General features: G+C 49.8%; 25 protein-coding genes. 24 read left to right on the plus strand and 1 reads right to left on the minus strand.

Translation table 11 applies throughout. The features are described 5' to 3' along the window. Positions 1-21: 21 nt before the first annotated feature. From flhF to C9J01_RS17145, 22 genes are all read left to right on the plus strand, one after another. Positions 22-1,695, plus strand: a complete 1,674-nt coding sequence (flhF, locus tag C9J01_RS17040; protein WP_107299332.1) for a flagellar biosynthesis GTPase FlhF — start codon at positions 22-24, stop codon at positions 1,693-1,695. Continuing rightward, complete coding sequence (locus tag C9J01_RS17045) at positions 1,688-2,578, plus strand: MinD/ParA family protein (RefSeq protein ID WP_107299333.1); 891 nt, start codon at positions 1,688-1,690, stop codon at positions 2,576-2,578. Before flhF ends, C9J01_RS17045 begins: the two co-directional genes overlap by 8 nt. After that, a complete protein-coding gene (locus tag C9J01_RS17050; protein ID WP_107299334.1) occupies positions 2,571-3,293 on the plus strand; it encodes an RNA polymerase sigma factor FliA in 723 nt (240 codons plus the stop codon). Before C9J01_RS17045 ends, C9J01_RS17050 begins: the two co-directional genes overlap by 8 nt. Positions 3,294-3,346: 53 nt before the next feature. After that, complete coding sequence (gene cheY, locus C9J01_RS17055; protein ID WP_039467413.1) at positions 3,347-3,718, plus strand: chemotaxis response regulator CheY; 372 nt, start codon at positions 3,347-3,349, stop codon at positions 3,716-3,718. Positions 3,719-3,751: 33 nt separating this feature from the next. Continuing rightward, positions 3,752-4,471, plus strand: coding sequence for a protein phosphatase CheZ (locus C9J01_RS17060; protein ID WP_107299335.1), 720 nt, complete (start codon positions 3,752-3,754; stop codon positions 4,469-4,471). Positions 4,472-4,480: 9 nt separating this feature from the next. Then, a complete protein-coding gene (locus C9J01_RS17065) occupies positions 4,481-6,805 on the plus strand; it encodes a chemotaxis protein CheA (protein ID WP_107299336.1) in 2,325 nt (774 codons plus the stop codon). Between the two features lie 179 nt (positions 6,806-6,984). Continuing rightward, positions 6,985-8,187, plus strand: a complete 1,203-nt coding sequence (locus C9J01_RS17070) for a protein-glutamate methylesterase/protein-glutamine glutaminase (RefSeq protein ID WP_107299337.1) — start codon at positions 6,985-6,987, stop codon at positions 8,185-8,187. Between the two features lie 10 nt (positions 8,188-8,197). Further along, positions 8,198-8,977, plus strand: coding sequence for a ParA family protein (locus C9J01_RS17075; RefSeq protein WP_107299338.1), 780 nt, complete (start codon positions 8,198-8,200; stop codon positions 8,975-8,977). After that, positions 8,967-10,127, plus strand: a complete 1,161-nt coding sequence (locus C9J01_RS17080; RefSeq protein WP_107299339.1) for a chemotaxis protein CheW — start codon at positions 8,967-8,969, stop codon at positions 10,125-10,127. The genes C9J01_RS17075 and C9J01_RS17080 overlap by 11 nt, the downstream gene beginning before the upstream one ends. 62 nt (positions 10,128-10,189) lie before the next feature. Next, positions 10,190-10,684 (plus strand): chemotaxis protein CheW, encoded by a 495-nt coding sequence (locus tag C9J01_RS17085; RefSeq protein WP_107299340.1) that lies wholly within the window; start codon positions 10,190-10,192, stop codon positions 10,682-10,684. Then, entirely contained in the window at positions 10,684-11,112 is a 429-nt protein-coding gene (locus C9J01_RS17090; RefSeq protein ID WP_107299341.1) for a DUF2802 domain-containing protein, read from the plus strand. Before C9J01_RS17085 ends, C9J01_RS17090 begins: the two co-directional genes overlap by 1 nt. A gap of 256 nt (positions 11,113-11,368) precedes the next feature. Further along, positions 11,369-11,779 carry a hypothetical protein gene (locus C9J01_RS17095; protein WP_107299342.1) on the plus strand — a complete coding sequence of 137 codons (411 nt, stop codon included), beginning with the start codon at positions 11,369-11,371 and terminating at the stop codon, positions 11,777-11,779. 537 nt (positions 11,780-12,316) lie between these two features. Then, the gene (gene ccmA, locus C9J01_RS17100) at positions 12,317-12,967 is read left to right on the plus strand and encodes a cytochrome c biogenesis heme-transporting ATPase CcmA (RefSeq protein WP_107299343.1); all 651 of its coding nucleotides are present in this window, start codon (positions 12,317-12,319) and stop codon (positions 12,965-12,967) included. A gap of 6 nt (positions 12,968-12,973) precedes the next feature. Continuing rightward, positions 12,974-13,639 (plus strand): heme exporter protein CcmB, encoded by a 666-nt coding sequence (gene ccmB, locus C9J01_RS17105; protein WP_107299344.1) that lies wholly within the window; start codon positions 12,974-12,976, stop codon positions 13,637-13,639. A 314-nt stretch (positions 13,640-13,953) separates the two neighbouring features. Beyond that, positions 13,954-14,685, plus strand: a complete 732-nt coding sequence (locus tag C9J01_RS17110) for a heme ABC transporter permease (protein ID WP_107299345.1) — start codon at positions 13,954-13,956, stop codon at positions 14,683-14,685. A gap of 7 nt (positions 14,686-14,692) precedes the next feature. Then, positions 14,693-14,899, plus strand: a complete 207-nt coding sequence (ccmD, locus tag C9J01_RS17115; RefSeq protein ID WP_107299346.1) for a heme exporter protein CcmD — start codon at positions 14,693-14,695, stop codon at positions 14,897-14,899. Beyond that, positions 14,896-15,381 (plus strand): cytochrome c maturation protein CcmE, encoded by a 486-nt coding sequence (gene ccmE / locus C9J01_RS17120; protein ID WP_107299347.1) that lies wholly within the window; start codon positions 14,896-14,898, stop codon positions 15,379-15,381. Before ccmD ends, ccmE begins: the two co-directional genes overlap by 4 nt. Continuing rightward, positions 15,381-17,384: a heme lyase CcmF/NrfE family subunit gene (locus tag C9J01_RS17125; RefSeq protein ID WP_107299348.1), complete on the plus strand. Its 2,004-nt coding sequence runs from the start codon at positions 15,381-15,383 to the stop codon at positions 17,382-17,384. Before ccmE ends, C9J01_RS17125 begins: the two co-directional genes overlap by 1 nt. After that, on the plus strand, positions 17,384-17,938 hold the full coding sequence (locus C9J01_RS17130; protein ID WP_107299349.1) for a DsbE family thiol:disulfide interchange protein: 555 nt from the start codon (positions 17,384-17,386) through the stop codon (positions 17,936-17,938). The genes C9J01_RS17125 and C9J01_RS17130 overlap by 1 nt, the downstream gene beginning before the upstream one ends. A 57-nt stretch (positions 17,939-17,995) precedes the next feature. Then, positions 17,996-18,511: a cytochrome c-type biogenesis protein gene (locus tag C9J01_RS17135; protein WP_107299400.1), complete on the plus strand. Its 516-nt coding sequence runs from the start codon at positions 17,996-17,998 to the stop codon at positions 18,509-18,511. Beyond that, positions 18,511-19,722, plus strand: a complete 1,212-nt coding sequence (gene ccmI, locus C9J01_RS17140; protein WP_107299350.1) for a c-type cytochrome biogenesis protein CcmI — start codon at positions 18,511-18,513, stop codon at positions 19,720-19,722. The genes C9J01_RS17135 and ccmI overlap by 1 nt, the downstream gene beginning before the upstream one ends. Positions 19,723-20,167: 445 nt before the next feature. Continuing rightward, complete coding sequence (locus tag C9J01_RS17145; protein ID WP_107299401.1) at positions 20,168-20,935, plus strand: MlaA family lipoprotein; 768 nt, start codon at positions 20,168-20,170, stop codon at positions 20,933-20,935. Positions 20,936-21,100: 165 nt separating this feature from the next. Here C9J01_RS17145 and C9J01_RS17150 read toward each other — a convergent pair whose 3' ends face one another. Continuing rightward, positions 21,101-21,451, minus strand: a complete 351-nt coding sequence (locus C9J01_RS17150; protein WP_107299351.1) for a four helix bundle protein — start codon at positions 21,449-21,451, stop codon at positions 21,101-21,103. A 568-nt stretch (positions 21,452-22,019) separates the two neighbouring features. Between C9J01_RS17150 and C9J01_RS17155 the strand changes: the two genes are divergently transcribed. Next, positions 22,020-22,562, plus strand: coding sequence for an elongation factor P hydroxylase (locus C9J01_RS17155; protein ID WP_107299352.1), 543 nt, complete (start codon positions 22,020-22,022; stop codon positions 22,560-22,562). 317 nt (positions 22,563-22,879) lie between these two features. Beyond that, positions 22,880-23,146 carry a YfcL family protein gene (locus C9J01_RS17160; RefSeq protein WP_107299353.1) on the plus strand — a complete coding sequence of 89 codons (267 nt, stop codon included), beginning with the start codon at positions 22,880-22,882 and terminating at the stop codon, positions 23,144-23,146. The last annotated feature ends 350 nt before the right edge of the window (positions 23,147-23,496 follow it).

Here is a 23,496-nt window from a genome sequence, read left to right on the forward strand (position 1 = left end):
TGATAAAACGGGAAGGTCACATTGAAAATTAAACGTTTTTTTGCCAAGGACATGCGAGCTGCGCTGACCCAAGTTAAGGAAGAACTGGGTGCTGATGCGGTTATCATGTCAAATAAAAAGGTCACCGGTGGGGTGGAAATTGTCGCTGCGCTCGACAGTGAGGAACCTCGTGCACAACTGTCTCCTGCCGCGAGCAAAACTCGCGAAGAGCTAGCGGGCCAGTTTGATAGTGCCAAGCGCCAACTGGCGGATGATAAAGTCCAGCTCCAATCCTCCTCAAGCCGATTTGCCAAAGTGTTGAATAACTTCACGGGCCATTCTGGTGATAACGAACAGGGTGGGGGGAGTGAAGCCGATTCGCTATCAGCATTGCTGCAGCGCCAATCGAAACACTATGGTGATGAACCGCGCTATGGTCGTCATGAAGAGCCACAGCAGTCCACCAACCGTGGCTACGGTGAACGCAACCATATGGGGGGCGGTCGCTCACAAGAGTCGCACCGTCGTCAGCCTGAATCTTATTTCAATGACTCAGCGGCACGCCAGCAAAATGGCCGCCAACAAGGCAGGCACCAACTTGATATTGGTGACTATCGTCGTCCGTCGGTTCCTCAGGCCGAGCCTCCACATACTTCCCGTTCAGCAGATGTCCGTAACGACCCACACCGTTCGGAGTCACGGTTTGGCTCGTCCCAGCAACCTAAAAACCGCTTGGACCCTAGTCGTTATGATCCTAAAGCGCGTAGCCACAGTGTTGATGAAATTGATGCCATGCGTAATGAAATGGCATCCATCCGCCGTTTGCTTGAGCACCAAGTTTCCGGCCTGATGTGGCAGGAAATGGAGCGTCGTGAGCCGATGCGGGCCATGATGATCAAGCGGTTGGAGAAAATGGGCCTATCGCAAGAGCTATCAGATCAGCTCGCGTGTTATATCCCAGAAGACGTACCGGCAAATGAAGCTTGGCCGGCCTTGCTGGATCTCCTTTCTGATCAAATCATCACGACCAAAGACAGCATATTGGAAACCGGTGGCGTTGTTGCGCTACTCGGGCCGACCGGGGTGGGGAAAACCACGACGATTGCTAAGCTAGCGGCACGGGCGGCAATGGAGTTTGGTCCGGATCAAATTGCCATGGTCACCACTGATACTTTCCGTATTGGTGCTCATGAGCAGTTAGCGACCTATGGTCGAATTATGGGCTGTCCGGTAAGAGTGGCTAAAGATGCCGAGGAATTGGCCGATATATTACACCAGTTGCGCCATCGTCGTTTGGTGCTGCTGGATACCGCAGGTATGGGGCAGCGTGATATCAGGCTATCGGAGCAACTCGATACCCTGATGCAAAACAGCGGCTCGCAAATCCGCAGTTTCTTGGTACTGCCATCGACCGCGCAGCGCCGGGTATTGCATGAAACCATCGAGCACTTCCGTCGTATTCCGCTTTCGGGCTGTGTCCTGACCAAGCTGGATGAGTCATTGAGCTTGGGCGAGGTGATCAGTGTGTCGATACAGCACGCACTGCCGATTGCCTACCTTGCCGATGGCCAGCGGGTACCGGAAGACATTAAGGTCGCCACGGGTAACTATCTGGTTGCCCGGGCAAATGAATTACTTGAACAAGAGTTAAGCCAGCAAACCCACTTCTGGAGTAGCGAAAGCTCTGAGAGCCAGGGGGCAGACTTTTATGACTGAGAACGCCATGTACGATCAAGCTAGCGGTTTACGCCGTATGACACAGCTAACTTCCACCAAAGTGATTACCGTAACAGGCGGTAAGGGGGGCGTAGGTAAAACCAACGTCACCCTTAACATGGCGATTTCGATGGCCCGCCAAGGTAAGCGGGTGATGGTACTGGACGCCGACCTCGGCTTGGCGAATGTTGACGTGATGCTTGGCCTGCGTGCTGGGCGTAACTTGTCACATGTCCTGTCGGGGATGTGCGAGCTCAAGGACATTATTGTCGAAGGCCCGTATGGTGTGAAGATTGTACCGGCCGCGTCGGGTACCCAGAACATGGCTGAGCTGACAACGGCCCAGCACATGGGGTTGATCAGGGCTTTCAGTACCCTTGAAGAAGATATTGATGTCCTGTTGGTTGATACCGCCGCAGGGATCTCGGACATGGTGCTGAGCTTCTCCCGTGCCGCTCAGGATGTGGTGGTAGTGGTGTGTGATGAGCCGACTTCGATCACCGACGCTTATGCACTAATTAAAATCCTTAGCCGCGAATACGATGTTCAGCGCTTTAAGATTGTTGCCAACATGGTGCGCAGCTACCGTGAAGGCCGGGATCTGTTTATTAAACTGACCCGGGTCACAGAGCGCTTCTTGGATGCCAATTTAGAATTGGTGGCTTGTATCCCACTTGACGATCGCGTTCGCCAGTCGGTGAAGCGCCAGAAACTGGTGGTTGAAGCTTTCCCGCGCAGCCCGGCTGCACTGGCTTTGGGGGCGCTGGCCAACAAAGCGGCAATGTGGCCGGTTCCGCAGAGTCCAGGTGGTCACTTGGAGTTCTTCGTTGAAAGGTTGTTGGTGAACAACCGTCGTCCGCGGGAGGTGCCGGTCGGTGAATAAAGCATTAACCTATGGGCGCTACCAGCAAAGCCCACAGGCATTTATTGAACGGTACTCATCACTGGTAAAGCGTATTGCCCATCATCTTATGGGCCGCTTACCGCCGAGCGTGATGTTAGAAGATCTGATCCAGGCAGGCATGATTGGCTTGCTTGAGGCACAGCAGAACTACGACCCAACCAAAGGGGCGAGCTTCGAGACCTTCGCCGGTATCCGTATCCGTGGTGCCATGCTGGATGACATCCGCCGAGGAGATTGGGTTCCCCGTTCTGTTTATAAAAACAACCGACGTATTTCAGAGGCCATTTCTGTCCTTGAAAGCACACTTGGCCGCGATCCGAACGATCAGGAAATTGCGGCACATCTCGAAATGACGCTCGAACAGTACCACCAGGCCTTAAATGATGTTAATTGTGGTCGTTTAGTGGGTATGGATGACCTCGGTGTCTCGGAAGATGCTGTTGCCAATGAAGAGTCGGTTGAAGAAAATCTTCCCTTTCAGGGGGTTGTAGATGATAATTTTCGCCAATCCTTGGCCGAAGCGATAAAAACGCTGCCGGAAAGAGAAGCATTAGTTTTGTCCCTGTACTACGACGAGGAGCTTAACCTCAAAGAGATAGGGGCGGTTATCGGGGTGAGTGAATCCCGAGTTTGCCAGATTCACAGTCAGGCGATGCAACGCTTACGGTCCAAGTTGACTGCGTGGACTTCGTAATAATCACACTATAAAACACTGATAATTCAGTGGGGGCAACTTTGAATAAAAACATGAAAATCCTCATTGTTGATGACTTTTCAACAATGCGCCGAATCGTAAAGAATTTGCTGCGTGACCTGGGCTTCAACAACACCCAGGAGGCGGATGATGGATTGACTGCACTACCAATGCTTAAGAAGGGCGGTTTTGATTTTGTGGTAACAGACTGGAACATGCCGGGCATGCAGGGTATTGACCTGCTTAAGCATATCCGTGCTGATGCCGAACTTAAGCACCTGCCAGTGCTGATGATCACTGCGGAAGCCAAGCGCGAGCAGATCATCGAAGCCGCCCAGGCCGGTGTTAATGGCTACATTGTGAAGCCATTTACTGCAGCAACGCTTAAAGAGAAGCTAGATAAAATCTTCGAGCGTATGCAGTAAGACACTTTCGGGCATCAAAGGACAATAATAACAATGATTACACTCGAACAGGCAAAACAGCTTGTCAGTCTGCTTGAATCCGGCGAGCAGGATGGAGCAAATACACTATTTACCCGATTGGTGTCAGATAGTCGTGATCCCGTCTATGAAGAAGTAGGCAAACTTACCCGTCAACTTCATGATTCGCTGGCTAACTTTCGCCTTGATCCCCGTATTACCGATTTAGCAAAAACGGAAATTCCTGATGCTCGCGACCGGTTGTCCTATGTGATAGATAAGACTGAGTCCGCCGCCAATAAAACCATGGATGCTGTCGATAGTATCCAGCCTCTGGCAGAGCAACTCGGGGATACCTTACAGCAGGTTTATCCTAGATGGCAGCGTTTGATGGGAGGACAGATTGCACTGAATGAATTCAAGTTGCTCTGTCACGATATCAACGGGCTACTCACTCAGGTCGAGAGTGATAGCAATGTGCTGCGCACCCAGTTAACTGAAATTCTCATGGCCCAGGACTTCCAGGATTTGACCGGGCAAATCATCCGTCGGGTGATTGAGCTGGTACATGAGGTTGAAGATCAGCTGGTGGAAATTCTCAAAGCGTTTGGCATGGAACAAGAAGACCGAACCGAAGCGCTGCGTGAAGAGCGGATCCTCTCTCCAGAAGGGCCGATCGTCAACAGCGACACGCGTGAGGATGTGATGTCCAGTCAGGATGATGTCGACGACCTGCTGTCGAGCCTAGGATTTTAAGGGAACAATATGAGCTTTGATTTAGACGAAGATATCCTACAGGACTTTTTGATTGAAGCAGGAGAGATCCTCGAGCTGCTTTCTGAGCAGTTAGTTGAGCTGGAACGCAGTCCGGAAGACTCGGATCTACTCAACGCGATTTTTCGTGGCTTCCATACCGTAAAAGGCGGGGCTGGTTTTCTTTCCCTGACCGAGCTGGTAGACGCGTGTCACGGCGCCGAGAATATCTTTGATTTGCTGAGAACCGGTAAACGTACGGTCACACCTGAATTGATGGATGTGATCCTAGAAGCGCTGGATACCATCAATGTTATGTTTGGCCAAGTGCAAGACCGTGAACCGGTTGAGCCGGCTGAGCCAACATTGCTGGAAGCGTTGCACCGATTCAGTCAGCCACCAACAGAGCAAGAGTTGGCGCAGCCTAGCAAGCCAACCCTGAGCGATCCCCAAACGGTTGTTGATGTTGCGATAGAGTCGGCGATGGCAGCGCCAAGCGTTGATTCGGTGCCACCAGTCAATCATGAGCCTGTTCCAAATAATGAGCCGCAAGCGGAATCTTCGACTAGCTCAGCGATTGCTGGTGACTCTGTTGACGATATCACCCAAGACGAATTTGATCGTCTGCTTGATGAGCTGCACGGTAAAGGGCGTGGACCTTCTGTTGTTTCTGAACAAGAGGTAACTCCCGCTTCCCTTTCCCCTGTTGCCGATTCTAATATCGTCAATCAAATTCAATCTGAGAGCGGTGATATTACCGATGATGAGTTTGAGCGCCTGCTTGATGAATTGCATGGCGCAGGCAAGGGGCCGGGTAACAGTGATTATAGCTCCCCAGTCGCCGCGGACTCACAGGTGCAAGAACCGGTTGTGAATACGCCGGTGACTCCGTCTTCAACTGCTGATAGCAGCAATGATGATCTGATGACGGATGACGAATTTGAGCGCTTGCTCGATGAACTTCATGGGGTAGGTAAAGGACCATCTGATGATGAGCTGGACATCGCTACTAAGTCTGTGGCCGATATGATGCAAGAGTCCCAGCCTGTGCCTGCCGAAGTGCCGGTGCAAGTTCATCAAGAACCAGCGCCTGCTCCAGCGCCCGTTTCTGCCCCTCAGCCAGCGGTAGAAAGAAAGGCAAAACCGGCCGCGAAGGAAAAGAGCAAGGCCGCAGAAGCCACCGTACGTGTCGATACTTCAACGCTAGATACCATCATGAACATGGTTGGCGAGTTGGTACTGGTCAGAAACCGCTTGGTGAGCCTTGGCCTCAATACCAATGATGAAGAGATGTCCAAAGCCGTCGCTAACTTGGATGTTGTTACAGCAGACTTGCAGGGTGCGGTAATGAAAACCCGTATGCAGCCAATCAAGAAAGTGTTTGGCCGTTTCCCTCGCGTCGTCCGCGATTTGGCGCGCAACCTCAATAAAGAGATTGTGCTGGAGATGCGCGGAGAAGAAACCGATCTCGACAAGAACCTGGTTGAAGCCCTGGCCGATCCGCTGATCCACTTGGTGCGAAATTCTGTCGACCACGGCATTGAAATGCCGGATGCTCGTGAGAAAGCAGGCAAGCCTCGTGTAGGAACAGTGTTGCTATCGGCTTCACAAGAAGGTGACCATATCCTGTTGACCATCGAGGATGATGGCGGCGGTATGGATCCGGACAAGTTACGTGGCATTGCGGTTGAGCGTGGTGTTATGGATGCGGATGCCGCATCCCGCCTGACAGATAGCGAGTGCTACAACCTTATCTTCGCACCTGGTTTCTCGACCAAAAAAGAAATCTCGGATATCTCTGGCCGAGGTGTCGGGATGGACGTTGTCAAAACCGGTATTAGCCAGCTCAACGGTTCTATTTCGATTGATTCGGCGCTGGGCAAAGGCACCCGTATTGATATCAAGGTTCCATTGACACTCGCCATTTTGCCGACCTTGATGGTGGGCGTAGCAGAACAGCCATTTGCCCTGCCGTTGGCCAGTGTGAATGAGATCTTCCACCTTGACCTGCGCAAGACCAATACGGTTGATGGCCAGCTGACCATTATCGTGCGTGATAAAGCGATTCCGTTGTTCTACTTGCAGGACTGGCTATCGGGCGTGGGTGTTCCACATCGTGAGCGTGACCATGGCCACGTGGTCATCGTTCAGATTGGTCACCAGCGAATTGGCTTTGTGGTCGATACCCTGATAGGCCAGGAAGAAGTGGTGATTAAGCCACTCGACGAACTGCTGCAGGGTACGCCGGGTATGGCAGGCGCGACAATCACCAGTGATGGTCACATTGCGTTGATCCTCGATGTCCCGAACCTACTCAAGCATTATGCGGGCCGCTAATTAAAACTAGCCAAGACCTAAATGGCTTCCCTTTCCCGGGGAAGCCTTTCTCCTTGCTAGAGAAAGCGCTATGGGGAAAAGGACCTTGGTAAAAATGTCTCTCAGACAGAACAACAAAAAATAACTCATAGAAAGCCTGTCCGAAGGCGTAAAGTTTGTCATCAATTAGGTAAATTAACATGGCAGTAAAAGTATTGGTGGTGGATGATTCAAGCTTTTTCCGCCGGCGCGTAAGCGAAATTCTCAATGCTGACCCAAGATTGGAAGTGGTTGGCAATGCGGTCAATGGTAAGGAAGCGGTCGATTTAGCTTCCCGTTTGCATCCTGATGTTATCACCATGGATATTGAAATGCCGGTCATGGACGGGATCACTGCTGTCCGTGAAATAATGAAGGCGAATCCTACGCCAATCTTGATGTTCTCTTCACTGACCCATGAAGGGGCGAAAGCCACACTGGATGCCCTTGATGCAGGTGCATTGGACTTCCTACCAAAGAAATTCGAAGACATTGCGCGTAACCGTGATGAAGCTGTCAGCCTACTACAAAAGCGTGTGACGGAACTTGCCCGCAAACGGGTATTCATGCGCCGTCCGGCACGCACTGCAACGCCGCTGCGTGATCCATCGCGAGATAACTCACTAGAAACTGCACGCCCATTGTCGGCTACCCGTAGTCCGCTGGGAAGCCAAAGCCTATCTTCGTCATCCAGCATGAAGTCAGCGAATTCTGTCTCGGCATTACGACAACCTGTTGCAAGGCCGAGTGCGGTAAAACCTGCTGCTCGGTTTAAGTCGTCGGGTAAGAAATACCAACTGATGGCTATTGGTACGTCGACCGGTGGGCCAGTCGCGCTGCAAAAGATATTAACGGCACTGCCTGCAAATTTCCCGTTGCCGATTGTGTTAATTCAGCATATGCCTGCGACCTTTACCGCGGCATTCGCTGCCCGCTTGGACAATTTGTGCAAGATTAGTGTCAAAGAAGCCCAGGACGGTGATGTCCTGAAACCGGGTATGGCCTATCTTGCGCCCGGCGGTATGCAGATGATGCTGGATGGCCGTCCGGGAGCGGTGCGCCTGCGCATTATCGATGGCGGCGATCGTATGAACTATAAACCTTGTGTGGATGTGACTTTCGGCTCTGCGGCTAAGGTCTATCATGACAAGGTGCTGTCTATGGTACTGACAGGGATGGGAGCCGATGGCCGCGAAGGGGCGCGAATGCTGAAAAACAGCGGCGCAACCATTTGGGCGCAGGATGAAGATAGCTGTGTGGTCTACGGGATGCCTCAGGCTGTGGCCAAGGCGGGGATTTCATCGGAAGATCTGCCATTGGAGCGGATTGCCGAGCGTATCTCTGTCGAACTAGGGCTTGCATAGGGAGTTTGCCTTGATAGTCTGGAGTATTGCTAACCAGAAGGGTGGCGTCGGGAAAACCACAACCACAGTATCCCTCGCTGGATTGCTCAGTGAGCGCAATAAGCGAGTGTTGCTGGTGGATACCGATCCCCATGCATCGCTAACGACTTACCTCAATTTTGATGCAGATGGTGTCTCTGCCAGTTTGTTTGATTTGTTCCAGTTAACCGAGATTAACCGTGATACTGTCAAACCGGTGATTTTGCGCACCCAGTTCAAAAATATCGACATTATCCCGGCCCATATGTCCCTTGCAACGCTGGATAGGGTAATGGGGAACCGAGGGGGAATGGGACTTATTCTTAAAAAAGCTCTCCAGTGTCTGGCTGACGATTATGATTATGTCCTGATTGACTGCCCGCCGATCCTCGGGGTGATGATGGTCAATGCACTTGCCGCCAGTGACCGTATTCTTATCCCGGTGCAGACCGAGTTTCTGGCGATGAAGGGCCTCGAGCGCATGATGCGCACGTTGCAAATCATGCAAAAATCCCGTCGGTCACCATTTAAAGTGACAATAGTCCCGACCATGTACGACAAGCGGACGAGGGCATCGCTGCAGACGCTGCAGGAATTGAAATTACGCTTCCCGGATCAGGTTTGGGCATCTGCCGTGCCCATAGATACCAAATTCCGTGATGCCAGCATTAAACATATGCCACCTTCACTCTACTCTCGCAGTAGCCGTGGGGTGTTTGCGTATAAAACCTTATTGAATTACTTGGGGCGCCTACAACAGGATGAGCGATAATACCCGTTTGTCCAGCACTCAGGCGCTGGAAGACTACTTTGTTGATTTACTGCTAGAGCCAGAGCTCGAACCTGAGCTCGAGGCTGACGCGGGTTCAGAAACGGCAGAAAGTGTTGATACTGGTGCTGAACCAGAGGCAGAAGCGAGTCCTGAGGTACCCAATGGAGACGTTTCTTCAGAGGAGGGCCCCAGGCCAGGTTGCCACCTACCTCAAGATGCTGGGCTGGATGAAGAGCAACAGCCTTTAGCAACCGTGCAACTAGCAGAAAAGGCGATGCCAGCCGCCAAACCATTTGATTTTGGCAGTATGGATGAAGACGCACAGCTCTCGGTGAGCAGCATGCCATCACCCATGCTGGATAGAGTCCAGCGGTTGCTGAATCAGGTTAACAAGGTTAGCCCGCAAGATCAGACTGCGATATCCCAAGCACAGTCCTCGACGATCGATTCAGAGTTAGAAGATGACTGGCAGCAGGTAATGGCCCATGAACAGGCCAGTGCTACCGGAGGGCGGCAAGATCTCGATCAACCTAAAGATGACAGTAACGATGATCACGCTGAACTCCTGAAAGTTGCTCCCGAAGCGCCAGAGCCAGAACATGAGCAAGATCAGGATCTGGCAGCAGAAAATGAGCTTGAGACCAAAACATCAGAAGTTTTACCGCCTAATAACTGGTCGCAGCAAATCCACCAAGGCGATGAGTTTCAAGCGTTGTTCTTTGAGGTCAACGGGGTGACTTTTGCGGTACCGCTGACTGAGCTTGGGGGGATCCATCAGCTAGGCGACGTTAACCGTCTGCTAGGCCGCCCGCCATGGTATCTCGGCTTGATGAGCAGCCGCGAGCACCAATTGGATGTGGTCGATACGGCGTGTTGGGTGATGCCGGATAAGCTCGACGGAGAAGAATACCGTGAGCAATATAAGTATGTGGTGGTACTGGGCGAAAGTTCATGGGGCTTGGCATGCAATACTCTGCTGGGGACCGAAACCTTATCCGAGCACAGTGTCCGTTGGCGTGAGAAAGCAGGTAAGCGCCCTTGGCTGGCGGGCATGGTAAAAGAAAAAATGTGTGCGCTAATTCATGTTAGTGAGCTAATCTCCATGCTCAAAGCAGGATTAGATGTTAATACCAAACTTAGGCAATCATGAACGGCTACGGTATCATCCGGTAGCTAACTGAATGCAGCAAAATAGATCAAAGAGGAAACAGCATGTCACAGGTGAGTGTCGCTGAAATACAAAAAGAAGACAGTAATGATCAAGTCCTGCAGTGGGTAACCTTCCAGTTGGAAGATGAAACCTACGGTATTAACGTAATGCAGGTACGTGAAGTATTGCGCTATTCCGAAATCGCACCTGTACCGGGCGCGCCTGACTACGTACTGGGTATTATCAACCTACGTGGTAACGTCGTGACTGTTATCGATACCCGCTCACGCTTTGGCTTGATGCCGGGCGAGATCTCAGACAACACCCGTATCGTGATCATTGAAGCTGAAAAGCAGGTTATCGGTATTCTGGTAGACAGTGTTGCCGAAGTAGTTTACTTGCGCAGCTCAGAAATCGACAGCACACCAAGTGTTGGTACTGAAGAGAGTGCCAAGTTTATTCAGGGTGTGAGCAACCGTGATGGCCAACTGTTGATCTTGGTTGATCTGAATAAGCTACTATCAGATGACGAATGGGACGAGATGGCGTACCTATAATGCTTGATATGTTGTTGCAATGGTTACCACTGGCCTTGTCGCTGCTTGCGATTGTGGTCGCATGGCTAATGGTAAGACGTGAGCGTATTGCCCGCGAGGCCCTTGAAACCAAATTTGCAGCGACAGAGCTGGTATTGAAAAATGCCCGCCAGCAGCAGGAAAGTTTGGTTAAACAGTTTAACGAACTGCGAGCGGGCACCATGGGAATGAGCCAGAAATTGGCAGATATGGCTCGCCATTTAGAAGAGCTATCTGATCGCCAAGGCGAATTGGCCATGCAAGATCCCGATAGCCGCTTATATAGCCGTGCAAGCAAAATGGTTGAGCTAGGTGCTGACGTCAACGAGTTGATGCGCGAATGCGACCTACCTAAAGCCGAAGCTGAGCTGCTGCTTCGCCTCCAGCAAATGCACCATTCGAGACGCTGATAGCGAGGTGAGTGGTTAAAGGCAATAGACCGTTAAATTGATGAAAGATAGGAAGGTATCCATATTATGGGTACCTTTTTTTATGTGCCTAGTTTTCATTACCCAGACACCTTTATGTAATGGCAAACCTTGTCAAACCCCGGACAGTGGCCTGACTCACCGCTGACAGAGCAGGGACAAGGAGGTTATACAGTGATTTTCTGATAATAAATAACCAATAAAATCATAAAATTACATGTATATTAAGGTGTCGCTAATGAGAGTCTTGTTAACCTTTTTTGTCATCGCACTCACTTTTTCCCAACCCGCGTTTGCAAAGGGGTGGGAGCATTTGGCTGAAAGGCGGGTTACCTATAAAGAGGATACGGATCGAGTCAACATTAACTGGTTCAACCGGGACATTCACCAGATCCGCCTCAAGTCCAAGCAAGGGATTATCAATATGGACTCCATTACCTTGCACTTTCGAGACGGAAGCAAACAGGTCACAAACGATTTAGGTATCCTTCTCAAGGGAAAAACCAGTCGAGCCATTAATGTCCCTCGCCATCAGTCCAGAAACTTAAGGCGGGTGACGTTCAAATATAAGAGTGTCGGTAATCAAAAGACTGATATCGCGGGTATCACCAAGCGGGGGATCGTTGAAATCCAAGCCAAAAGGCGATGAAAGCTATCCATTAAAAATCAGAAGTAATCCACTGCACAGTGATTAGTCACTTAAGCACTGTGCTTTAAAGGTTTTTATTGGTTTCCTATTTACTCTTGCTCTTCGCGTTCTTTCCAGGACCTAGGATCCAGGTTCTAGCCTCTGCTCTTCCCAAGACCCAGAACCTACTCTCTTGCTTTGCTTGTCTTTTTCTAGGAACTAGGTTCTAGGATCCAGATTCTACATTCCGCTTTGGGTTTAACTTGTAACCACTCTTTTCATTCTATTCACATCTAACAACAAATGCATTTGTCTTAAAAAATAGCATGTTGCGATGAAAGTGTGCGGTCCGTTACACCTTTTGCTATTTTTAAAACTTCTTGTGGCACTTTTTTATTGTCTACTTGTCAATTTTGGCTACGGGTAGATTTTGCAATTTGGGTGCTTGGTTTAGGCGCAGTATGGAAGTCACAATTACAGCCTCTGGTCTCTAACAACAGGGTAGGCCGCTGTGGTACTATGCGAGTCAAATTGTGACACCTAGGATGCATCATTTTTATGTTGTCTGTTGAAGAGTTAAGTTGTACCCGAGACGAAAGGGTATTGTTTGAAAACCTGCATTTCACGGTTTCGTCGGGTGAACTGGTTCAGATCGAAGGCCACAATGGTGCCGGTAAAACCACCTTGTTACGTATTCTGGCAGGGCTTGGCCGTGCTGATGATGGCCGAGTTTGCTGGCTCGATGAAGATATCGAATCAGCAAGGGAAGACTATCACCAAGAGCTCTTGTTCCTCGGCCACCAGACCGGGGTCAAGCGGGAGCTGACAGCCTATGAAAACTTGGCTTACTTTCAATCGATGCATCTGTGTAACGAAGAGTCAGATTTAAACGGTGAGCCTCAGGTCTCAGGTGAAGACAGTTTATGGCAGGCATTGGCCCAGGTAGGCTTGGCGGGACGCGAAGATGTACCAGCCGGTCAACTTTCTGCCGGTCAGCAACGCCGGGTTGCGCTAGCCAGACTGTGGCTGAGTAACCACAAGCTGTGGATTTTGGATGAACCCCTGACAGCGATTGATAAGCAAGGGGTCAAGGTGTTGGAAGGTCTGTTCCTTGCCCATGCCAAGCGAGGGGGAATTGTGGTATTGACCACTCACCAGGATATGTTCACAGACAGTGATCAGCTACGAAAAATCAAGTTGGGGCAGTAAAAGAAGATGAATGCGATTTTTCATGTGATCCGCCGAGAGCTTCTTATCGCCTTCCGCCGCCAGGCCGAAGTCTTCAATCCGTTGTGGTTTTTCATTATTGTCATCACCCTTTTCCCACTCGGTGTTGGACCTGAACCGAACTTGTTGGCACGTATCGCGCCGGGCATTGTTTGGGTAGCTGCCTTGCTAGCGGCGTTGCTCTCCATGGAGCGTTTGTTCCGTGATGACTTTGTCGATGGTTCGCTGGAGCAAATGTTGCTGATGCCAACCCCCTTGCCGATTCTGGCCTTTGCTAAAATGCTGGCGCATTGGGTATTGACCGGTCTACCGCTGCTTTTGATTAGCCCGCTATTGGCAATTCTCTTATCGCTGGAGTGGGAAACGTGGAAGGCCGTGGTGCTGACCCTACTTATCGGGACACCAACGTTAAGTTTCCTAGGGGCAATTGGGGTTGCCCTGACCGTGGGGTTGCGAAAAGGTGGCGTTTTATTGAGCCTGCTCATATTGCCGTTGTATATTCCTGTGCTTATATTCGCGACCTCCGCCATCGATGCGGCCAGTTTGGGTATGCCTTACAACGGCCAAATGGCGTTGATGGGCGCAATGCTGGTGGCGTCTGCGACACTTTCTCCGTTTGCTGTCGCAGCTTCACTACGCATAAGTGTGCAATAACTGATTACAATTAACTTAGATTTGTGCTGTCTCATGAGATTGGATCTCATGAGACAATTTTGAGCAAGAACAAGGAAGCGGACGATAGTCAGCCCATTACCTCTTTAGGAGTATTTAGGTTGACGTGGCATTCTGGATGATGGGGAGATAGAAAGCCCTTTTAGACCATGTGCTTATAACTGGATGATGTTTATTTGTCTGGTCAATGGAATCGTCAAAAACGTTAAGTAGCACCTTAGGCGGACCTGGATTGGTATTTGAGCCAAGTGCTGATTAACAACGTATTATTCTTATTAAATGAGTAGAGCAGAAATATGTGGAAGTGGTTACATCCCTACGCGAAAGCTGAGAACTGCTACCGTTTGTGCGGTACCTTGTTGCCTTGGTTTTCAATCATCGCTTTGTTATCCATCCTGATAGGTACGGTATGGGGGTTGATGTTCGCCCCGACCGATTATCAGCAAGGTGACAGTTTCCGAATCATCTACCTGCACGTTCCTGCGGCCATTTGGTCGATGGGCGCCTATATGTCGATGGCGATCGCTGCCTTTATCGGCTTGGTGTGGCAGATCCGTTTGTCGGACATGGCAGCCCTTGCCATGGCGCCAATCGGAGCCGTCTTTACGGTTATCGCTTTGCTGACCGGCGCAATCTGGGGCAAGCCGATGTGGGGCGCATGGTGGGTATGGGATGCCCGTTTGACCTCTGAACTGATCCTGCTTTTCCTCTACCTGGGTGTGATCGCACTCTACAATGCCTTCGATGATCAGAAGACGGCAGGTAAAGCGGCCGGCATTCTGGCGATTGTTGGTGTGATTAACCTTCCTATTATTCACTTCTCGGTAGAGTGGTGGAATACCCTGCACCAAGGGGCCACGATTACGAAATTTGCTAAACCATCCATTGCCACCACCATGCTGTGGCCACTGTTGCTCAACATTATTGGTTTTGCCTGTTTCTTTGGTGCGTTGACCATGGTGCGTCTGCGTAACGAAATTATTGCTCGTGAAAGCCACCGCCCTTGGGTGCGTGCCCTGATGAAGTGAGGCCATTATGCATTTTGACTCTTTTAGTGACTTCTTAGCGATGGGCGGGTATGCCCCTTATGTATGGAGTGCCTACGGGATCTCCTTTGGCGCCTTGCTGTGGTTGATGATTTCAAGCCTGAATACTAAACGCCGCCTAGCGGCCGAGATCAAGAATAAAATTGCGCGTGAGAAGCGTATTAAAGAAGCGGAAAAACTGGAGAACACATTATGAACCCGAGACGTAAAAAGCGCCTGACGTTGGTATTGGCGTTAGTAGTTGGCCTCGGTGCAACCATCGGGTTGCTGCTGTATGCACTGAACCAGAATATGGACCTTTTCTACACCCCAACTGAATTGGTACAGGGTAAGAAAGATGGTACCAAACCAGAAGTCGGTCAGCGTCTGCGTATTGGCGGCATGGTGGTTGAAGGTTCGGTTGAACGTGATCCCCAGTCTTTGCAGGTCACTTTCGACGTGGCTGATATCGGCCCGTCAGTGACTATCAAATATGACGGTATCCTGCCTGATTTGTTCCGTGAAGGGCAGGGCATTGTCGCTCAGGGTGTATTGGTTGATGCCAATACTATCCAAGCTCATGAAGTGTTAGCTAAGCACGATGAAGAGTACATGCCACCGGAAGTGGCAGAAGCGATGCAGAAAACACACGCGCCGCTTCAGTACACCGATGAACAATTGCAGGGTAGTGCTCAATAATGATTGCAGAAATAGGCAACTTCAGCCTGATAGTTGCACTGGGATTATCCATCCTCGTCAGCATTTATCCGCTGTACGGTGCATCCGTCGGCAACCAGGCGCTAATGCGTATGGCCCGTCCGCTAACCTATGGTATTTTCGGCATGATCTTGGTGTCGTTTATCATTCTTAGCTGGTCCTTTTACGTCAATGATTTTACGGTTGTTTACGTCGCCAGCAACTCGAACTCTATGCTGCCGTGGTACTACCGCCTGTCAGCCGTATGGGGTGGCCATGAAGGCTCGCTGTTGCTATGGGTACTGATCCAGGCTGGTTGGGCCGTTGCGGTTGCAGTATTTAGTCGTGGCATGCCACTGGAATCATTGGCGCGTGTTCTCTCTGTGATGGGTATGATTGCGATTGGCTTCTTGCTGTTTATCATCGCAACCTCAAACCCATTCCTGCGCACACTGCCTTTCTTCCCGGTAGATGGCCGTGACTTGAACCCATTGCTGCAAGACCCGGGTCTAATCATCCACCCACCATTGCTCTACATGGGTTATGTTGGTTTCTCGGTTGCGTTCGCTTTTGCGATCGCATCACTGATGACAGGTCGTTTGGATACAGCTTGGGCGCGTTGGTCTCGTCCTTGGACTATCGCTGCATGGGCATTCCTGACCCTGGGTATCGCTCTTGGCTCTTGGTGGGCTTACTACGAGCTTGGCTGGGGCGGCTGGTGGTTCTGGGATCCAGTAGAAAACGCATCCTTCATGCCATGGCTTGCCGGTACGGCTCTTATGCACTCACTGGCGGTGACTGAAAAACGCGGCACGTTCAAAGCATGGACGGTATTGCTTGCGATTTCGGCATTCTCACTAAGCTTGCTAGGTACCTTCTTGGTTCGTTCGGGCGTACTGGTCTCGGTACACGCCTTTGCTTCGGACCCAGCGCGAGGCATGTTCATCCTAGGCTTCCTTGTGGTGGTTATCGGTGGTTCACTGCTGCTTTACGCTCTACGTGGCGCGCAAATCCGCTCCCGTGGTAACTACAGCCTGTTCTCCCGTGAGAACCTGTTGCTAGCTAACAACCTATTGTTGGTTGCCGCACTGCTGGTGGTGTTGATTGGTACATTGCTGCCGCTTGTTCACAAGCAAATCGGCTTGGGTTCAGTTTCAATCGGTGTGCCTTTCTTCAACACCCTGTTTACTTGGCTGATGATCCCGTTTGCCTTCATTCTAGGTATCGGTCCACTGGTGCGTTGGAAGCGCGACAAGTTGTCTAGTATCAGCAAGCAGATGACTATCTCTGCCATTATCACTGTTCCGTTTGCGTTCCTATCAGTATGGCTATTTACCGAAATCCTTGAGCCAATGGCGGTTCTGGGTATGGCGATGGCGATTTGGATCATCGTGATGCACGGTTTTGAACTCTACGAGCGTGCGACGCACCGTCATAGCTTGTGGACGGGCCTTGGCAAACTAGGTCGCAGCCACTGGGCGATGGTACTGGGCCATATGGGCTTGGCGGTATCCGTCATTGGTATTGCGCTGGTATCGAACTACGACATCGAGCGTGATGTCCGTATGGCACCAGGTGAAACTGTGCAGGTTCAAGGTTATGACTTCCACTTCGCGGGTCTTCGCGACGCCGATGGTCCTAACTACGACGGCTACATTGCTGACTTCAACATTACTCGTGATGGTAAGCGTGTCACAACACTGCATGCCGAGAAGCGTTTTTACACCGTTGCGGGCTCGATGATGACCGAAGCGGCTATCGACAGCGGTGTTACCCGCGACCTTTATGTGGCAATGGGTGAGAAGCTAGGTGACGGCGCTTGGGCGGTACGTATCTACTTCAAACCATTTGTTAACTGGATTTGGTTCGGTGCTGCCTTGATGGCGCTGGGTGGTGCATTTGCTATCAGTGATAAGCGCTACCGTTTCCGTAAGAAAGCCGAAAAGGGACAGCCGGTTGATGCCAAGGCTGGAAAAGTCGTGAAGCAGGAGGCGAAGGCAAACTAATGAACAAGAAGTTACTTTTTATCCCTCTGGTCCTATTTCTGGGGCTGGTGGTGATGTTCATGATCCAGTTAAGCCGTAACGCTGACGGTGACGATCCGACTAAGTTGGAATCTGTATTGGTCGGCAAACCTGTCCCTGAGTTCAAGTTGGAAGACTTGGTAGAAGCGGGCAAGTTGTATGAGCAAGATATCTTCAAAGGCGAGCCGTTGCTGCTTAACGTTTGGGCGACATGGTGTCCAACTTGTTACGCCGAGCATACTTACTTGAATCAGCTAGCCAGTGAAGGTGTGAAGATCATCGGCCTTAATTACAAGGACGAGCGCCTGAAAGCGGTTCGCTGGCTCAACGAGCTGGGTAACCCTTACCTACACAGCTTGTTTGATGGCAATGGTATGTTGGGTATGGATCTGGGCGTATACGGCGCACCGGAAACGTTCCTTATCGATGCCAACGGCATTATCCGCTACCGTCATGTTGGTGATGTTAACGACCGTAATTGGAATGATACATTGAAACCAATGTACGAAGCCTTGATTGAGGAGGCGCAGGGGTAAATGATTATTTCTCGTCGAGTGGCTCAGCTTTTTACTGGGCCCGTTTTGGCACTGGCAATGGTGCTTGGTGGAACGGCGTTGCTCACAGCGCCGGCTCCGGTCTCTGCATTCACAGATGTGTATGACTTCGAATCGGCTCAGCAGGAGAAAGACTTCCAGGAGCTGACGGCAACACTTCGCTGCCCGAAATGTCAGAACAACAATATTGCTGACTCCAATGCGGCACTGGCACTGGACATGCGTCAAAAGACTTACGAACTGCTGCAGGAAGGTAAGAGCAAGCAGGACGTTGTTGATTACATGATTGCCCGTTACGGTAACTTTGTGACCTACAACCCGCCAGTTATGGCGTCAACCTTGATCTTGTGGCTAGGTCCACTGTTCTTCATCGTGGCTGGTTTTACCGTGCTTGTCATGCGTTCGCGCAAAGGCAACCAGAAGGTGACCGATACAGAACTGGAAGTTGATGAGCAAGCGCGTTTGAAAGCCCTAATGTCAGAGATGGGGTCAGAGATGGGGACAGAAGCAGATGAGTCCGCACAGCAGGTTAACCAAGACGGTAAGGTGAAATAATGACAATATTTTGGGTAATCTCCGCCCTCTTGGTACTGGTTGCGATGGCTATCTTTGTCGTACCGATGTACAAAGGTAAAGAGCAGGATGAAGTCGCCAGCCGTGATGAGCTGAACAAAGCTTTCTTCAAAGACCGTATGGACGAGCTAAAAGAAGAAAGTAGTGAAGGCTTGGTTGAGAACAAAGATGAGCTGGTTGTTGAACTGCAACAGTCGCTACTTGACGATGTGCCTGCCAATGCTGAGCAAGCCAAAACCAAAGTAAGCACTGCCATGCTAATTCCTGGCTTGATCCTGCTAGTGGGTGTCAGCTTCGGTATGTACATGAAAGTCGGTAGCTTGGACAAGGTACAAGCGTGGAACGAAACCGTTGCCCGTCTACCAGAGTTGTCTCAGCGTTTGATGGATGAATCTAATCCGTTAAGCGATCAAGAGATGGAAGACCTGACGCTTGCGCTTCGTACCCGCCTTCACAGTAATCCAAATGATGCCACTGGTTGGCTTCTGCTGGGCCGAATCGGTATGGCTAACCGTGATGCGGAAACAGCGCAAGATGCGATGAATCGTGCTTACCGCCTAGACCCAACGAATCCTGAGGTGATGCTGAGCTTCGGTCAAACCTTGATGATGATTGGCGATCCGGCGCAAAGTGAGAGAGCTCGTGTGCTACTTCGTAGTGTGCTACGCGTTGATCACACCAACATTCGTGCGTTGTCTTTGCTGGCTTTTGACTCATTTGAAAGTGGTGATTTCCAGCAGGCGATTAACTACTGGAGCATGATGCAGCAGATCATCGGCAAAGATGACCCACGAGCAGAGATGCTGGACCGCAGTATTGCCCGCGCCCAGTCGCAGCTTGATCGTGGCAAGAACACAGCAACCTCTGTATCGGTGACCGTTGACCTAGACTCAAGTGTGCAACTGCCAGAGCAGGGTTTGGTGTTTGTTTCTGTCCATTCAGCAGATGGTGCCCCGATGCCAGTGGCTGCGCGCCGCGTACCGCTATCGGCATTCCCGTTTACTATCACGTTGGATGATAACGACAGTATGATCCCTGAACGTCCGATGACGTCACTGCAGGATATGATCATCAAAGCGCGCATCGACACTGATGGTAACGTAATGACTCGCAACGGCGACTGGTACGGTCAAAGTGATGTGATTTCACTGGGTGGCTCGACAAACGTCGTGATAAATACAAAATATCAATAAAATCTTCCACTTGTGGTGGTAGAGATAAAAAAGGCCAGATACTATAGGTATCTGGCCTTTTGCTTTCTGGTCGAAAAGGATTTGCAAATCATCATCAGAACATCTATTCGTCGAATTAAGCTGATCAAATTGTCAGCCTAGTTGGTATCAAGTTAAGCTATCAATTAATTATTAGCATAATAGTGCTAGATGTTTGCTGTTGCTGATATTACCATTTAGCGCGGTTTCAGCCTCATAAGCCATGGAAAGAACATTGAATAAACACCTACTTGCTATCGCCATTTCATTGACACTCACAGCGTGTGCCCAATCGCCAGACGATGAGCAAACACGCGATATTACTAATGTCGAGCAAACGTCATCACCAGAGCTTGAAGATGGCTTGAGTGCTGATATTACTAGTGCAGAGTTAGATTCCAATTCAGTTACTTCTGATGATGAAGCAATGGATGAGTTCGGTGACTACGACGAAGAGTATGATGAAGATCTCGCCGCAGTACTGGAAGAAGTTGAGCAAGGGGAAGGCGAGTATGGTGTACCCGGCGTGTACGATCCTTTCGAAGGCTTTAACCGCGCAATGTGGAACTTGAACTACGACTACTTTGACCCATACTTGGCGCGACCGGTCTCTTTGGCCTACGTTGACTACACCCCGTCATTTATCCGCACCGGTATCAAAAACTTCCTAGCCAACCTCGATGAGCCGGCAAGCATGGTTAACAGCGCCCTGATGCTCAACGGCGAAGAAGCCGTACGCCATTTCAACCGCTTCTGGATCAACTCCACCTTCGGTGTGCTCGGCTTGATTGATATCGCCTCTGCTGCAGATATCCGCAAACCCGTCGACAAACAATTCGGCGACACCATGGGCAAATACGGCGTCGCCAACGGTCCTTACTTCATGTTCCCTGTTTACGGTCCCCTGACATTGCGCGAAGGTGCCGGTGATATTGTCGATGGATTGTACTTGCCATTAAGTGCTTTGAACTTCTGGCAGAGCTTCGGTAAATGGGTATTCGAAGGCATGGAAGACAGGGCTGCCTTGGTCAACCAAGAAGCGATCTTGAGAGATTCGCCTGACTCCTACATCTTCACCCGGGATGCCTACATCCAGAACAAGAACTTCCGCGCTACCGGCGGCAACATTGAGGTGCTAGAGCAGGAAGATGAGGCGTATCTGGATGATTTTATGGATGAAATTGACGAATATTAAAGTAAGATCCTGGAACCTAGATCCTAGTTCCTAGAGGAAGAGCGAGAAAAGTAGGGCAGTTCCTAGAGCCTAGATCCTAGTTCCTGGAGGAAGAGCGAGAAGAGTCGGGCAGTTCCTAGAACCTAGATCCTAATACCGAGATGAAGAGCGAAAACGAGAAGCTAGTTATCGGACGTTACCTTTTCGGTATTTGATGAGTCCTGCGAGCATTCTTGAAATGCTCAAGGCTTCTTTGAGGTAGGTATCAGCTTTAGCTGAGTTGATATAGCCTATTTCTTTACCGAGCAAAATTTGGGTATACAGTTCGCCGCATGAGCCTTTTGCAATGTAGAGAAAGCGTGCAGCTTCAGCGTTGGTTTCACGCTCTTCACCTTCTGCAATGTTTGAAGGGATAGATAAGGCAGAACGGCTGATTTGATCTTTAAAGCTGAAATCTTTGCAATTCTGAACGTCTAAAGTGATTTGCTTGGTGAGGTTAAAGCTCCTTTTCCATACTTCAAGTTTCTGAAATTGCATCATTTCCCTTTTATGAATATGTTCAGGCAATGCTTAGTTGAGCATATATCTTTCCTCATATTTAGTCATACCATCTTTATTTCGAGCTACCTCCATACATCTTTTACGACGTGCCGGGTTAATTACATAGATCTGCGAGGAAGGTAGGTTCGGGTTCCTGGATCCAAGTTCCTAGAAAGAGTGAGAAGAGCAGGTTCGGGTTCCTGGATCCTAGTTCCTAGAAAGAGTGAGGGGAGCAGGTTCGGGTTCCTGGATCCAAGTTCCTAGAAAGAGTGAGGGGAGCAGGTTCGGGTTCTTGGATCATAGTTCCTAGAAACAGCGAGAGGCAGGTTCGAGTTTCTTGATCCTTGTTCCTAGCAAAAGAACAGAGTGGGTCACTTGAGCTTAGAACTTTGTCACTAGAGGAAAGAGCGGAAAAAGCTGGTTTGAGTTAAATGCATCGATTTGTGACTAGAGGATTGCTAAAATCCCAATTATTTTCGATTATTCTAGGAACTAGGATCTAGTTACTTGAACCTGCTCCTATTCTAGGAACTAGGTTCTAGGATCTAGCACCTGCATTTTCAAAATGCCTCACCAAAATACCGACATCATCAACATCTTCAACCAAACCTTCTTAGACTCCTTCAACACCGAACTGATCCTCGGTGGTGACGAGCCAATCTATCTGCCCGCTGGCGAGCAGCATCCGCACCATAGGGTTATTTTTGCCCGTGGCTACTTTGCTTCGGCACTGCATGAAATTGCCCATTGGTGTATCGCCGGCCCACAGCGCAGGTTGCTGGAAGATTATGGCTACTGGTATGAGCCTGATGGCCGAACTGAAGAAGTACAGGCGGAGTTTGAAAAGGTTGAAATAAAGCCCCAAGCCGTTGAGTGGATCTTAGCTGCCAGCTGTGGTTTCCGCTTCCAAGTGAGCTGTGATAACCTAAGCGGAAATTGTGAGCCAGACCGAGTAGGTTTTACAAACAAAGTACGCGAGCAAGTGTTGGTATACCTTAAAGGAGGCATGCCAGCTCGAGCCAAAACCTTATCAGAAGCATTACGCAGCCACTACGAAATAGAGCCGCTAGTGGCGGGAATGTTCGAGGAGCAGGTGGCGGGTTCCTAGTTCCTAGTGCCTAGAAATGAAGGAGCAGGTTACGAGTTCCTAGAGCCTAGTGGCAGTAGTGAGAGGTTCTTTGACTGAGGGGAATCTGAAACTTCGTGCTTCAAATGAATGAGCTTTTTCTAGGAACTAGGATCCAGCATCTAGGAACTTACTAATTTATCGGTTCTGGCACTTACACCTAGAAACAGCTCTTGCTCTTCTCTAGGTTCTAGGAGCCAGCATCTAGGAACTAACTAATTTAACGATTCTGGCCCCTTACCTCGAAGTTGCCTCGCTCTTCTCTAGGAACTAGGATCTAGCACCCAGGAACTCAATACATGATCCACCAATACGAAGAAAAACTACTAACCCTAATCGACCAAATGGTAGAAACGGCTTCAGACGACGAACTGTTCGCTGGTGGGTACTTGCGTGGCCATATCTCACTTTCAGCGGCAAATTGCGAGCTGGAAGGGGAGACAAGCATTGAAGCGATGAACGCCAAGGTTGAATCGAGCATGTCTGAAGCACAATCTGAGCTAAACCCTGCTGATCAACTTATCGTCAAAGAAATGTGGCAACAGCTACAACAGCAAGCAGTTTAATAAGCACTTATCTTAATAATAAAAAATCGGCACTGATGTGCCGATTTTATTTTCAGTGAAAATTTGCTTGTAATTTTATTTAATTATTTGTGCTCAAATATTTGCGCTTATAATCAGAAGACTTAGCAAATAAAATAATTGGCAGCGTGACAAATAAAAATCCTGCCGAAAATAGCAAATTTTCGTTAGCAAGTAATTGATAACAGCTAACTGCAAAAATAGTCATTACAATTAGCAAGTTAACTATATGTATAACTGGATGGTTCACTGAAAAGTGAGCATACGCCCTAAACATGCTCTTTCCCTCTTCTATTCTATTCTTTCGTCAAAAATATGTAATTATAGAATTT

Origin of the sequence: Photobacterium rosenbergii (assembly GCF_003026455.1) — a bacterium.
Taxonomy (GTDB): Bacteria; Pseudomonadota; Gammaproteobacteria; order Enterobacterales; family Vibrionaceae; genus Photobacterium; species Photobacterium rosenbergii.